Consider the following 12531-nt stretch of genomic DNA (forward strand, 5'->3'; position numbering starts at 1 on the left):
TGCGTCCGCGCTGCGCCGTCGCGTGGCCCGCACGCCATGCGGCGGCCGACGCGACGTCGGTGGCGTGGCGCCGGGGAGCCGGCGGGTTTCGGGAAGGGCGTGCGTGGAGGGGGGCATGGGCGATCGTTCGACGTTCGTGGGATGGGGGAAAGCGGGCCCGGCGGAGGTCGGTCCGGCTTCGCTCGACAATAACGCCCTCAGAAAGGTCCAAGGTCCATCGCCATGCAATTCGCCTCCCGCCTCGACAACGTCGAGACCTCCGCCATCCGCGAACTCTTCAAGCTGCTGGGCACGCCCGGCATCATCAGCTTCGCGGGCGGCTTTCCGGACAGCGCCATGTTCGACGTCGAGGGACTGAAGGCGGCCAGCGCGCGCGCCCTCGACGAGGAGCCGGGCGGCGCCCTGCAATACGGCGCGACCGAGGGCTACGAGCCGCTGCGCGCGCAGCTCGCGGCGTTCATGGGGGCCAAGGGCGTGACGGTCGACCCGAGCGGCCTGATCGTCACCACCGGCAGCCAGCAGGCGCTGGACCTGCTGGGCAAGACGCTCATCTCGCCCGGCGACAAGGTGATCGTGGAAGGACCGACCTTCCTCGCCACCATCCAGTGCTTCCGGCTCTACGGCGCGCAGCTGATCAGCGCGCCGGTCGACGCCCACGGCGTGGACACCGACGCGCTCGAAGCGCTCATCGCCGAGCACCAGCCGAAATTCGTCTACCTGATCCCGACCTTCGGCAACCCGAGCGGCGCGCTGCTGTCGCTGGCGCGCCGCCGCAAGGTGCTGGAACTGGCGGTGAGGTACCAGACGCCGATCGTCGAGGACGACCCGTACGGCGACCTGTACTTCGGCGAGGCGCCGCCGCCGTCGATCCTGGCGCTGTCGCCGGAGGTGCCCGGCAGCCGCGAGCTGCTGGTCCACTGCGGCAGCCTGAGCAAGGTGCTCAGCCCGGGCCTGCGCATCGGCTGGATGATCGCGCCGCCGGAACTGCTGGCCAAGGCGACGATGTGCAAGCAGTTCAGCGACGCCCACACCAGCACCTTCGCGCAGGCCACCGCCGCGCAGTACCTGCGCAGCGGCCGGATGCCCGCGACGCTCGCCGACGTGCGCCGCGTCTACGGCGAGCGCGCCCGGGCCATGGGCGCCGCGTTGCGGCGCGAACTCGGCGACGCCATCACGTTCACGCAGCCGCAGGGCGGCCTGTTCTTCTGGGCCCGCCTGACCGGCGCCGACGGCAGGCTCGCCGACGCCGGCGTGCTGGCCAAGCGCGCCATCGGGCAGCTGGTCGCCTTCGTGCCCGGCGCGCCGTTCTTCGCCGAGAAACCGGACCCCGCGACCCTGCGCCTGAGCTTCGCCACTGCCAACGTCGAGAAGATCGAGGAGGGCATCGCCCGGCTCGCGAAGGCGCTCTGACTCAGGGGGAGCGGTGCAGGCGCGGCGACGACAGCGCCGCCAGGCTGTCGTCGATCGCCGAGTCCAGGTCCTTCCACTTGCCCGTCAGGCGCGAGAGCGTCATCACCGTCTTGAGCGCAGTCAGGTCCTTCACGCTGGGAGCGACCTTGATCTGCGCGATGGCCGCCGCCCGGTTGCCGCCATTCACCAGGGCCATCACCTTGCCCGTCCAGTCGTTCGCGCGCGCCATTCGTTTTCACCTCGTCGTCGTTGAGGCGCGCACTTTAGACGCTTCCTACAATCACCCATGAAAAAGACCTTCCCCCTCCACGTCGAGGGCAAGCACCCCGACCGCCTGCTCGAGGCCACCAAGCACGAGATCCGCAAGTACATCCGCCGCGAACGCCGCCGCGAACTGCCCCCGGGCGCCGACCGCTGGGAGTTCGACTGCCGTTTCGGCGCCACCGAGGCCAGCGCGGTACCGGTGGAGGAGTCCGCGCTGACGGCCTCGATCGACGCCGTCGTGGCGGCCGCGGGCACGCAGTTCTACGTCGAGATCCTGGCCAAGCCCGGTCAGCGCGCGCCGAGGCCGGCACGCACCGGCGACGCCGATCCCTCGCCGCCGCACGCCTGAGCGGCCTCCCGGCGCCCACCGGCGTCCTGGCTTCACGTGCCTGCCGGCCTCAGCGCAGCACGTCGAGCAGCCGGTCGAGCCCGCCCGCGTCGATCGCCACCATGGCCTGCTCGCGCACCTTCGGCTTGGCGTGAAAGGCGACCGACAGGCCCGCCGCGCCCATCATCGGCAGGTCGTTGGCGCCGTCGCCCACGGCGATGGTCCGCGCGCTCGACAGGCCCAGCAGCGAGGCCACCTCCAGCAGCGTGCGTCGCTTCTCGGCGCCGTCGCAGATGTCGCCCCAGCATTGCGGCACGACGCGGCCGGTGAGGTGGCCGTCGGCTTCCTCCAGCAGGTTGGAGCGCGCGAAGTCGATGCCCAGGCGCGCCTTCACGCGGTCGGCGAAGAAGGTGAAGCCGCCCGAGACCAGCAGCACCTTCAGGCCGGCCGCCCGGCAGGCCGCGACCAGCGCCTCGGCGCCCGGGTTGAGGTGCAGGCGCTCGTCGTACACCCGCTGCAGCGCGGCCACCGGCACGCCTTCGAGCAGCGCCACGCGGCGCGTCAGGCTCTCCTTGAAGTCCCTGATCTCGCCGCGCATCGTGGCCTCGGTGATGGCCGCCACCTCGGCCTTCCTGCCCACCGCGTCGGCGATCTCGTCGATGCACTCGATGTCGATCAGCGTGGAGTCCATGTCGAAGGCGATCAGGCCGAAATCCGCCAGCCGCAGGGGCGGGGTGAAGCGCTGGAGGACGAGTCCGGGGGCGAACGATGCGGTCATGCGGGAAGGGCTTCCAGGGTGCGGGGTTGTCCGAGGCTGCGCAGCACGTCGCGCACCATCTGCGCCCGGTCCTTGGGCTCCTTGAGCTCGCGCTCGATGCGCAGCTTCTCGTTGCCGGCGAGCTTGATGTGCTTGTTCTTCTGGATCAGGTGGATGATCGCCATCGAATCGATCGGCGGGTCCTTGCGGAACGTGATGTTGATCACGCCCGGAGCGGCGTCGACCTTCACCACGCCGTAGGGCCGCGCCAGCACGCGCAGGCGGTGCACGTCGATCAGCGTCTGGGCCTGCGGCGGCAGCTTGCCGAAGCGGTCGACGATCTCTTCGAGCAGGTGATCGATCTGGTCGGGAGTCTTGGCGGTGGCGAGCTTCTTGTAGAACGACAGGCGCAGGTGCACGTCGCCGCAGTAGTCGTCGGGCAGCAGGGCGGGAGCGTGCAGGTTGATCTCGGTGGTGACCGACAGCGGCGCGAGCAGGTCGGGCTCCTGCCCGGCCTTGAGCGCGCGCACGGCCTCGCCGAGCATCTCGTTGTAGAGCTGGAAGCCGATCTCCAACATGTTGCCGCTCTGGTTCTCGCCCAGCACCTCGCCGGTGCCGCGGATCTCCAGGTCGTGCATGGCCAGGTAGAAGCCGCTGCCGAGTTCCTCCATCTGCTGGATGGCCTCGAGCCGCTGCGAGGCGTGCTTGGTCAGGCCCTCGATGTCCGGCACCATGAGGTAGGCGTAGGCCTGGTGGTGGCTGCGACCGACGCGCCCGCGCAGCTGGTGGAGCTGCGCCAGACCGAACTTGTCGGCGCGGCTCATGACGATGGTGTTGGCCGTGGGCACGTCGATGCCCGTCTCGATGATGGTCGAGCACAGCAGGATGTTGTAGCGCTGGGCCACGAAGTCGCGCATCACGCGCTCGAGCTCGCGCTCGGGCATCTGGCCGTGGGCCACGGCGATGCGGGCCTCCGGCAGGATCTCCTCGAGCTTCTGGCGCCGGTTCTGGATCGTCTCGACCTCGTTGTGCAGGAAGTAGACCTGGCCGCCGCGCTTCAACTCGCGCAGCACGGCCTCGCGGATGACGCCGTTGCCCTCGGTGCGCACGAAGGTCTTGATGGCCAGGCGCCGCTGCGGGGCGGTGGCGATCACGCTCAGGTCGCGCAGGCCTTCCAGCGCCATGCCCAGCGTGCGCGGGATCGGCGTGGCGGTCAGCGTGAGCACGTCGACCTCCGCGCGCATCGCCTTCATCGCCTCCTTGTGGCGCACGCCGAAGCGGTGCTCCTCGTCGATGATGAGCAGGCCCAGGTTCTTGAACTGCACCGTCTGCGACAGCAGCTTGTGGGTGCCCACGACGATGTCGATGGTGCCCTCGGCCAGCCCCTTGGCGGCGGCGGTGATCTCCTTCGCGGAGCGGAAGCGGCTCATCTCGGCCACCTTGACCGGCCACTTGGCGAAGCGGTCCACCAGTGTCTGGTAGTGCTGCTCGGCCAGCAGCGTGGTCGGCGCCAGGAAGGCGACCTGCTTGCCGCCGGTGACCGCGATGAAGGCGGCGCGCAGGGCGACCTCGGTCTTGCCGAAGCCGACGTCGCCGCACACCAGCCGGTCCATCGGCTGGGGCGAGATCATGTCCTGCACCACGGCGTGGATGGCCGCCTTCTGGTCGGGCGTCTCCTCGAAGCCGAAGTCGTTGGCGAAGACCTCGTAGTCGGCGCCGGAATAGCGGAAGGCGTGGCCCTCGCGCGCCGCGCGCCGGGCGTAGATGTTGAGCAGCTCGGCGGCCGAATCGCGCACCTGCTCGGCGGCCTTGCGCTTGGCCTTGTCCCACTGACCCGAGCCCAGCTTGTGCAGCGGGGCCTCGTCGGCGCTCACGCCGGTGTAGCGGCTGATCTGGTGCAGCTGGCTGACCGGCACGTAGAGCGTGGCCTTGTCGGCGTACTCCAGGTGCAGCATCTCCTGCATCAGCGGGCGTCCCTCGGCGTCGCTGCCCTGGCCGAGGTCCATGTTGACCAGCCCGCGATAGCGGCCGATGCCGTGCGCGGTGTGCACCACCGGGTCGCCGAGGTTCAGCTCGGCGAGGTCCTTGATCAGCGCCTCGACGTCGCTGACCTGCTCCTGGCGCTTGCTGCGCCGGCGCGTGGTGGGCGCGGTGGCGAACAGCTCGGTCTCGGTGACGAAGTCGATGCCGCGTTCACGCCATGCGAAGCCCGACGCGAGGGCCGCCGTGGCGATGCCGATCTTCTCGCCGTCGTCGGCCTCGAAGCCGGCCAGCGAGTCGAACACCGGCGGCGCGACGCCGCTCGCGCGCAGGAAGTCCAGCAGGCTCTCGCGCCGGCCGTCGCTCTCCGCGAGCAGCAGCACGCGGTGCGGCGTCGCTTGGATGTGCGCCTTCAGCCGTACCAGCGGGTCGTCGGCCCCGCGCACCACGGCGAAGGGCGGCAGGGCGTCGAACTCGGCGTACGCCGGCGTCGCGGATTCGGCCGTGCCGCGCAGGGCGAGCTGCGGATGCGCCCTGGCGCGCTGATGGAACTGTTCGGCGCTCAGGAACAGCGCCTCCGGCGGCAGCGCCGGGCGTTCCGGGTCGCCGCGCACCAGGCGGTAGCGCTCGGCCGTGTCCTGCCAGAAGTGCTGGAACGCCGGCTCCAGCTCGCCGTGCAGCACCACCGTGGCGTCGTCGCCGAGGTAGTCGAAGACGCTCGCCGTCTCCTCGAAGAACAGCGGCAGGTAGTACTCGATGCCGGCGGTGGCGACGCCGTTGCCCATGTCCTTGTAGATGCGGCTCTTGGTCGGGTCGCCTTCCAGGAGTTCACGCCAGCGGCTGCGAAAGCGCGCCCGGGCGTCGTCGTCCATCGGGAACTCGCGCCCGGGCAGCAGGCGCACCTCGGGCACGGGGTACAGGCTGCGCTGGGTGTCGGGGTCGAAGGTGCGGATCGAGTCGATCTCGTCGTCGAACAGGTCGACCCGGAACGGCACCGGCGAGCCCATCGGGAACAGGTCGATCAGGCCGCCGCGCACCGCGTACTCGCCCGGGCTCACCACCTGCGTGACGTGGCTGTAGCCCGCCAGCGTGAGCTGCGCCTTGAGCTTGGACTCCTGCAGCTTCTGCCGGGTCTTGAAGTGGAAGGTGTAGCCGGCCAGGAAGGACGGCGGCGCCAGCCGGTAGAGGGCGGTGGTGGCCGGCACCAGGATGACGTCGGCCTCGCGCCGTCCGCCGTTGGGCAGGATGCGCCAGAGCGTCGCCAGCCGCTCGCTGATCAGGTCCTGGTGCGGCGAGAAGCTGTCATAGGGCAGCGTCTCCCAGTCCGGGAAGAGGGCGCAGCGCAGGTCGGGCGCGAAGAAGCGGAGCTCGTCGATGAGGCGCTGCGCGTCGTTGGCGTCGGCGGTGAAGATCGCCGTGGCCCGGCCGGCCGCGGTCTCGCGCGTGGCGAGCTGCGCGAGCAGCAGCGCATCGGCCGACAGGGGCGGTCGCGGGAGCGTGAAACGCTTGCCGGCGGGGAGGGAAGGGAGATCCATGAGAGGTGAAATGCCCGGGTGAGGATGCGCACTGCACATGCGCCAACACCCCGCGCCGCGAGGCGAGGGGTGCATGGCGCCGGATTCTAGAATGGCGACCCCTTCGCTGCCGGCCCCTCGCGGGCGTCCCTGATCCCATGTTGGCCTTGCCGGCGCCCCGCTGCTTCGTCCTGATCCCGTGCGCCGGAAGCGGCAGCCGCGCGGGCGCCGGCCCGTTGCCCAAGCAGTACCGGCGCATCGCCGGTCGGCCGCTGGTGGCGCACACGCTCGACGTCTTCCGCGCGCTGCCCGGACGCTTCGCCGCGCTGGCGCTGGTGGTCTCGCCGGAGGACCGTGACGTCGCCGCCGCGCTGCCCGGTTTTCCCGGGCCGGGCGAGCGGCTGCTGCGCGTCGGCGGCGGCACCCGCGCCGCCACCGTGGGCGCCGGCCTGGCGGCCCTGCGCGCGGCCGGCGCCCAGGCCCACGACTGGGTGCTGGTGCACGACGCCGCGCGCTGCCTGGTCACGCCGGCACAGGTCGAGGCCCTGATCGCCGCCTGCGCGCACGATGCCGTCGGCGGCCTGCTGGCGCACCGGCTGGCCGACACGCTCAAGGCCGCGTCGGCCGAGGGCCGCGTCTGCGCCACGCTGCCGCGCGCCGACAAGTGGCTCGCGCAGACGCCGCAGATGTTCCGCATCGGCGTGCTGTGCGAGGCGCTGGAACGCGCCGGCGACGGCGTCACCGACGAGGCGGGCGCCATCGAGGCCATGGGCCTGGCGCCGCTGCTGGTGGCCGCCAGCGCGCGCAACTTCAAGCTCACCTATGCCGAGGACTTCGAGCTGGCCGAGGCGCTGCTCGCGCCGCGCCGTCCCGAGCCATCCCCCGTCGACGCCGTCGACGCCGAACCTGTCCGCGACCGCCCATGACGACACCCGCCACCACCCCCGCCTCCGAACCCGTCCCCACCCCGGCCTCGGCCATGCCCCTGGACCTCCGCGTCGGCGAGGGCTGGGACGTCCACCAGCTCGTGGCCGGCCGCAAGCTGATCCTCGGTGGCGTGGAGGTGCCCCACACCACCGGGCTGCTCGGCCATTCCGATGCCGACGTGCTGCTTCACGCCATCACCGACGCGCTGCTGGGCGCGGCCGGGCTGGGCGACATCGGCCGCCACTTCCCCGACACCGACGCGACTTTCCGCGGTGCCGACTCCGCCGTGCTGCTGGCCGAGGCGATGCGCCGCGTCGGCGCCGAGGGCTGGCGCGTGGGCAACCTCGACACCACGGTGATCGCGCAGGCGCCCAAGCTGGCGCCGCACATCCCGGCCATGCGCGAGCGCATCGCGGCAGTGCTGGGGCTCGCGCCGTCGCAGGTGAACGTGAAGGCCAAGACGGCCGAGAAGCTCGGGCCGGTGGGCGAGGGCCGGGCGATGGAGGCGCGCGCCGTGGTGCTGCTGCACCGCCAGGGCGCAGCGGGCGGCCGCTGAGGTCGGCCGGTCGCTAGCCCTGGCCCTTGCGCGGGCCGGCCGCCGGCTCCGGCCTGGGCGGGAAGGCGCGCGGCAGGCGGATGTGCGCGGCGAAGCCGCGTCCCGGCGTGCTCGTCAGCGCGAAGGTGCCGCCCATGCGGTCGATGTTCTTGGCCACGATCGACAGGCCCAGCCCGGCGCCGGCGGCCGAGGTGCGGGCGGCGTCGCCGCGGAAGAACGGCTTGGTCAGCTGCGGCAGGGTGTCCGCCGGCACGCCCGCGCCGTGGTCGCGCACCTTGATGAGCACCGCCTCGTCGTGCGCCTGGGCCTGGATCGTCACGTTGGCCACGCCCGTGCCGGGCGTCTGGCCGTAGCGGCGCGCGTTCTCCACCAGGTTGGAGAGCACGCGCGTGATCTCCACCTCGTCGGCCGTCACGCGCAGGTCCGCCGGCACCTCGACCTTGATGCGGATGTCGTCGTGGTCCTGCACGGCGTACGTGCAGGCGTCCACCACGTCGCGCAGCAGCACGGCCGTGACGTCGACGTGGTCGGGGCGCGCATAGTCGAGGAACTTGTCGATGATCGAGTCGAGCTGGGCGATGTCGGCGGCCATGTGGTCGCGCGCGTCCTCGTCGGCCACGCTCATCTCGGTCTCCAGGCGCAGCCGGGCGAGCGGCGTGCGCAGGTCGTGCGAGATGCCCGCGAGCATCACGGCGCGGTCCTGCTCGATCTTGGCGAGCTGGTCGGCCATGCGGTTGAAGCCGATGTTGACGGCGCGGATCTCGTTGGTGCGGGCACGCTCGTCGAGCCGGTGGGCCTCGTACTCGCCCTCGCGCACCTGCAGCGTCGCGCGCGAGAGGTGCTTGAGCGGCCGGTTGATGAAGCCGGCGATGAGCGCCGCGCCGGCCAGCGACAGGATGATGCCGGTCGCGAGCCACACCGCCCACGTGCGTCCGCCGACGTGGGTGAAGCGCGTGGGGTCGAGCAGCAGCCAGTAGGCGTCGCTCTCGATCGTGAAGCCGACCCACAGGCCTTCCTCCTCGTTGACCCGGCTGGCCACCGTCGTGCCGTCGCCGAGCCGGGCGATCAGCTCGTCCGTCACGCGGCGGTCGAGCGTGGCGTTCGCATAGGGCTCATAGCGGTCGTTGGCCTCGCGCGGCAGGATGCGCACGCCCTCCTGGTCGGCCAGCGTCTTGATCAGCGAGACACGCGTGACGGCGTCCGAATACACCAGCGCCGCCCGCGTCAGGTTGACCAGCGAGGCGATCTGGTGCGCCGTCTGCAGCGTGCGCGGCTCGTATTCCAGCGCGCGGAAGGTCTGCAGCCAGGCCACGGTGCAGCCCAGCAGCAGCAGCGCCAGCAGGAAGAAGGTGCGCCAGAAGAGGCTGAAGCCCAGGCGCAGTCCGAAGCCCTGGCGGCGCACCCGCCCACCGCTCTCCAGCGGGCTGGGCATGGTGACCTGGGCGGCGTCCTCGCCGAAGTTCGGCAGGGGCGGTGGCTGTGGCGCGGGCATGCGCATCGGCCGGAGTCGCTCCGGCGGTCTCAGGACGTGCCGTCCGGAACGAACACGTAGCCCACGCCCCAGACCGTCTGGATGTAGCGCGGCGCGGCGGCATCGGACTCGACCAGCTTGCGCAGGCGCGAGATCTGCACGTCCAGGCTGCGGTCGAAGGGCTCGAACTCCCGGCCGCGCGCGAGCTGCGCCAGTTTCTCGCGCGACAGCGGCTGGCGCGGATGGCGCACCAGCGCCTTGAGCATGGCGAACTCGCCGGTGGTCAGCGAGAGTTCCTCGCCGTCCTTCTTGAGCGTGCGCGAACCGAGGTCGAAGCTGAACGGGCCGAAGGTGACGGTCTCGTTCTCGGCCGAGGGCGCGCCCGGTGCCTCCAGCGGTGGACGGCGGCGCAGCACGGCATGGACGCGCGCGAGCAGCTCGCGCGGGTTGAACGGCTTGCCCAGGTAGTCGTCGGCGCCGACTTCCAGGCCGACGATGCGGTCCACGTCCTCGCCCTTGGCAGTGAGCATGATGATCGGGGTGCGATCGTTGGCCGCGCGCAGGCGCCGGCACACGGAGAGTCCGTCCTCGCCCGGCATCATCAGGTCCAGCACGATCAGGTCGACCGTGTCGCGCAGCAGGATGCGGTTGAGCGCCTTGCCGTCCTCGGCCACGATCACCTCGAATCCTTCCTGCGTGAGGTAGCGGCGCAGCAGGTCTCGGATGCGGGCGTCGTCGTCGACGATCACGACCTTGTCGGTGCGGGAGAGGGTTTGATTCATTACTTCTGCGACACTGAATTTGTAACAGGCGCGATTTTGACGGCGTTGCCATGCCATTACGGTCTTTTGCCAGCGTTTTGACACTAAGTTACACAACTTGCCTGGGCCCGTGCCGACGGGCCGCACATCATCGGAAGATCGACCGATGACCGCCCCACGCCCCTGGCGCCCGACCCCTGCCGGATGAAAACGAAGACGAACACGAAGCGGGCCAACGCCCTGGGATTGCTGCTGATCTGTGCCGGCCCGCCGCTCTGGGCCGCCTCGCCCGCGCCGGCGCCGCTGGGCGTGGTGCAGGTGGGAAGCGCGCACCGCGACGACATCCGTCGCACGGTCGAGCGCCACCGCGACGCCCAGCGGGAGGAGATCCGGCGCGGTGAACTGGCGGCCGGCCGGCGCCTGACGGCGCGCGAACTGCTGGAGCTTCGCGCCCAGGTGCGCCAGCAGTCGCAGCCCGCTGCGGCCGTGAGCGTGCCGCCGCACGCCGGCGCGGACGGCGATGTCCAGGCGTCGCCGGTCGGCCTCGGCCCGGCCACGGTGCCGCTGGTGCCGACCTCGTCGCGTTCGTCGCTGACAATGCCCCGCAGCCAGCGCCAGCCCTAGCGCCGCGGAAGCGGCGGCCCGGCGGCCTTCCGCAACCGCCTTCCCACAGGACCCGTGCCTTGACCTCGACCCCGATCTCGATCGCCACCTCCGCTTCCACCCCGTCCCGCCATCGCGCCGGGCCGATCGCCGCCGTCCTGGCCGCCGCCGTCTGCTTCTGCGGCCTCGCCGGCGCGCCGTCCTCCGCCCGGGCGCAGGCCGTGGCGCCGCCGCAGAACGTGCTGCAGCTGTCGGCTTCCGGCACGGTCGAGGTCCAGCAGGACCTGCTGAGCATCACCCTGAGCACGACGCGCGACGCACCCGACGCCGCCACCGTGCAGAACCAATTGCGCGTGGCGCTGGAGGCCGCGCTGACCGAAGCGAGGAAGAACGCGCAGCCCGGCCAGCTCGACGTGCGCACCGGCAACTTCAGCCTGTCGCCGCGCTACACGCGCGAAGGCAAGGTCAATGGCTGGCAGGGCACGACCGAACTGGTGATCGAGGGGCGCGATTTCCCCCGCATCACCCAGACCGCCGGCCGCATCACCACGCTGAGCCTGGGCAACGTCGGTTTCGGGCTGAGCCGCGAGGAGCGCGCGCGGGTCGAGGCGCGGGCGCAGACGCTCGCCATCGAGAACTTCAGGCAGAAGGCGGGCGAGCTCGCGCGCGGCTTCGGTTTCGGGAACTACACGCTGCGCGAGGTGTCGGTCAACGCCAACGACGCCGGCCCGGAGCGCCCGCGCATGATGGCCGCCCAGGCCAAGGCGTTCGCCGCCGACGCCCCGGTCCCGGTGGAGGCGGGCAAGGCCAGCGTCGTGGTGAACGTCTCCGGCTCGGTGCAGCTGCGCGACTAGGCCTCCGCCCGGCCAGGTCGCGGCGCCGCCCCACACGGCGGTGCGGCACCGCCTCCGACGGGATCAACTACGATGCCGGACGACCTCCGTTGATCTCTCTTCGTGCCGTCCGGCGCGCGATGCCATGACCCGACCCGACCTCTTCTTCGTGACCTGCGACGACGCCCAGGGCGGCCACCGCATGGCGTACTGGCAGTGGGGCGACGCCCGCAGCGCGCACGTCGTGCTGTGCGTGCACGGCCTCACCCGGCAGGGCCGCGATTTCGACGCGCTGGCACAGGCGATCGTGGCGCGCGCCGGCGGCGACGTGCGGGTCGTGTGCCCCGACGTCGCGGGCCGCGGCCACAGCGACTGGCTGCGCGATCCCGCCGGCTACCAGGTGCCGTTCTATGCGGCCGACATGGTCGCGCTGGTGGCCCGGCTGCACGGCGAGCGGCCGATCGCCACGCTCGACTACGTCGGCACCAGCATGGGCGGGCTGATCGGCCTGGTGGTCGCCGGCCACGCGGCGCTGCCGCTGCCGGTGCCGGTGCATCGCCTGGTGATCAACGACGTCGGACCGACGCTCGACCCGGCCGCGCTGCGGCGCATCGCCACCTACGTGGGGCAGGGCGGTCGCTACGCGACGCTGCAGGAGGCGGCCGATGCGATGTGGGCGCTGTCGAGCAGCTTCGGCCCCCACACCGCCGAACAGTGGCTGGCGCTGTCGCGTCCCATGGTCGCCGCGGCGTCGCGGCGCACGGCCGACGGGGGCGCCAAGGTGGGGGACGAGGTCGATCCCTGGATCGAACCCGAGGGTCCGCTGCTGCTGCACTACGACCCGGCCATCGCGGTGCCGTTTCGCACCGCGACGCCCGAGGCCGCCGCGCAGGGCGAGGCGATGCTGTGGGCGCTCTACGACGCCATCACCGCGCCGACGCTGCTCGTGCGCGGCGCGCAGTCCGACCTGATCACCCCGGAGACGGCGCGGCAGATGACCCGGCGCGGGCCGCGCGCCACCCTCGTCGAATTCGAGGGCGTCGGCCATGCGCCGACCTTCGTCGACCCGGCTCAGAGCGCGGCGGTGACCGCGTTCCTGTTCGATTGAACGCGGCGCACCTCCCCAC

At 71.7% G+C, this 12531-nt stretch carries 12 protein-coding genes; 7 read left to right on the top strand and 5 right to left on the bottom strand.

Annotated elements, in window-relative coordinates; all coding sequences use genetic code 11:
* Window positions 1-222 precede the first annotated feature (222 nt).
* Window positions 223-1410, top strand: a complete 1188-nt coding sequence (locus NF681_09730) for a PLP-dependent aminotransferase family protein (protein UST55423.1) — start codon at window positions 223-225, stop codon at window positions 1408-1410.
* 1 nt (window position 1411) lies between these two features.
* Here NF681_09730 and NF681_09735 read toward each other — a convergent pair whose 3' ends face one another.
* Window positions 1412-1639, bottom strand: coding sequence for a hypothetical protein (locus NF681_09735; protein UST55424.1), 228 nt, complete (start codon window positions 1637-1639; stop codon window positions 1412-1414).
* 57 nt (window positions 1640-1696) lie between these two features.
* Here NF681_09735 and NF681_09740 point away from each other — a divergent pair, with 57 nt between their 5' ends.
* Window positions 1697-2023 (top strand): DUF6172 family protein, encoded by a 327-nt coding sequence (locus NF681_09740; GenBank protein ID UST55425.1) that lies wholly within the window; start codon window positions 1697-1699, stop codon window positions 2021-2023.
* A 49-nt stretch (window positions 2024-2072) separates the two neighbouring features.
* On the opposite strand, the gene serB is transcribed toward NF681_09740, so the two are convergent.
* Together serB and mfd are read right to left on the bottom strand one after the other, a co-directional pair.
* Window positions 2073-2780: a phosphoserine phosphatase SerB gene (gene serB, locus NF681_09745; GenBank protein ID UST55426.1), complete on the bottom strand. Its 708-nt coding sequence runs from the start codon at window positions 2778-2780 to the stop codon at window positions 2073-2075.
* Entirely contained in the window at window positions 2777-6274 is a 3498-nt protein-coding gene (mfd, locus tag NF681_09750) for a transcription-repair coupling factor (GenBank protein UST55427.1), read from the bottom strand. The genes serB and mfd overlap by 4 nt, the downstream gene beginning before the upstream one ends.
* Window positions 6275-6411: 137 nt before the next feature.
* Here mfd and ispD point away from each other — a divergent pair, with 137 nt between their 5' ends.
* Both ispD and ispF read left to right on the top strand, forming a co-directional pair.
* Window positions 6412-7179, top strand: coding sequence for a 2-C-methyl-D-erythritol 4-phosphate cytidylyltransferase (ispD, locus tag NF681_09755; protein ID UST55428.1), 768 nt, complete (start codon window positions 6412-6414; stop codon window positions 7177-7179).
* Between the two features lie 53 nt (window positions 7180-7232).
* On the top strand, window positions 7233-7736 hold the full coding sequence (gene ispF / locus NF681_09760; GenBank protein UST55731.1) for a 2-C-methyl-D-erythritol 2,4-cyclodiphosphate synthase: 504 nt from the start codon (window positions 7233-7235) through the stop codon (window positions 7734-7736).
* Window positions 7737-7749: 13 nt separating this feature from the next.
* Here the strand turns inward: ispF and NF681_09765 are convergent, their stop codons facing one another.
* On the bottom strand, window positions 7750-9168 hold the full coding sequence (locus NF681_09765) for an ATP-binding protein (GenBank protein ID UST55732.1): 1419 nt from the start codon (window positions 9166-9168) through the stop codon (window positions 7750-7752).
* Between the two features lie 89 nt (window positions 9169-9257).
* Window positions 9258-9989: a two-component system response regulator OmpR gene (gene ompR / locus NF681_09770; GenBank protein ID UST55429.1), complete on the bottom strand. Its 732-nt coding sequence runs from the start codon at window positions 9987-9989 to the stop codon at window positions 9258-9260.
* 183 nt (window positions 9990-10172) lie between these two features.
* Here ompR and NF681_09775 point away from each other — a divergent pair, with 183 nt between their 5' ends.
* The 3 genes from NF681_09775 (at window position 10173) to NF681_09785 (ending at window position 12512) form a co-directional block, all read left to right on the top strand.
* The gene (locus tag NF681_09775; GenBank protein UST55430.1) at window positions 10173-10592 is read left to right on the top strand and encodes a hypothetical protein; all 420 of its coding nucleotides are present in this window, start codon (window positions 10173-10175) and stop codon (window positions 10590-10592) included.
* 200 nt (window positions 10593-10792) lie between these two features.
* The gene (locus tag NF681_09780) at window positions 10793-11425 is read left to right on the top strand and encodes an SIMPL domain-containing protein (protein ID UST55733.1); all 633 of its coding nucleotides are present in this window, start codon (window positions 10793-10795) and stop codon (window positions 11423-11425) included.
* Between the two features lie 124 nt (window positions 11426-11549).
* Window positions 11550-12512: an alpha/beta hydrolase gene (locus tag NF681_09785; GenBank protein UST55431.1), complete on the top strand. Its 963-nt coding sequence runs from the start codon at window positions 11550-11552 to the stop codon at window positions 12510-12512.
* Window positions 12513-12531 lie beyond the last annotated feature (19 nt).

This window comes from Comamonadaceae bacterium OTU4NAUVB1 (assembly GCA_024372625.1).
GTDB lineage: Bacteria > Pseudomonadota > Gammaproteobacteria > Burkholderiales > Burkholderiaceae_C > Variovorax.

Coding starts and splice junctions, on each gene's coding strand:
- mfd (UST55427.1), bottom strand. CDS start 6,274: ATGGATCTCCCTTCCCTCCCCGCCGGCAAGCGTTTCACGCTCCCGCGA.
- NF681_09775 (UST55430.1), top strand. CDS start 10,173: ATGAAAACGAAGACGAACACGAAGCGGGCCAACGCCCTGGGATTGCTG.
- NF681_09785 (UST55431.1), top strand. CDS start 11,550: ATGACCCGACCCGACCTCTTCTTCGTGACCTGCGACGACGCCCAGGGC.
- NF681_09765 (UST55732.1), bottom strand. CDS start 9,168: ATGCCCAGCCCGCTGGAGAGCGGTGGGCGGGTGCGCCGCCAGGGCTTC.
- NF681_09740 (UST55425.1), top strand. CDS start 1,697: ATGAAAAAGACCTTCCCCCTCCACGTCGAGGGCAAGCACCCCGACCGC.
- ispF (UST55731.1), top strand. CDS start 7,233: ATGCCCCTGGACCTCCGCGTCGGCGAGGGCTGGGACGTCCACCAGCTC.
- NF681_09730 (UST55423.1), top strand. CDS start 223: ATGCAATTCGCCTCCCGCCTCGACAACGTCGAGACCTCCGCCATCCGC.
- NF681_09735 (UST55424.1), bottom strand. CDS start 1,639: ATGGCGCGCGCGAACGACTGGACGGGCAAGGTGATGGCCCTGGTGAAT.
- ompR (UST55429.1), bottom strand. CDS start 9,989: ATGAATCAAACCCTCTCCCGCACCGACAAGGTCGTGATCGTCGACGAC.
- ispD (UST55428.1), top strand. CDS start 6,412: ATGTTGGCCTTGCCGGCGCCCCGCTGCTTCGTCCTGATCCCGTGCGCC.
- serB (UST55426.1), bottom strand. CDS start 2,780: ATGACCGCATCGTTCGCCCCCGGACTCGTCCTCCAGCGCTTCACCCCG.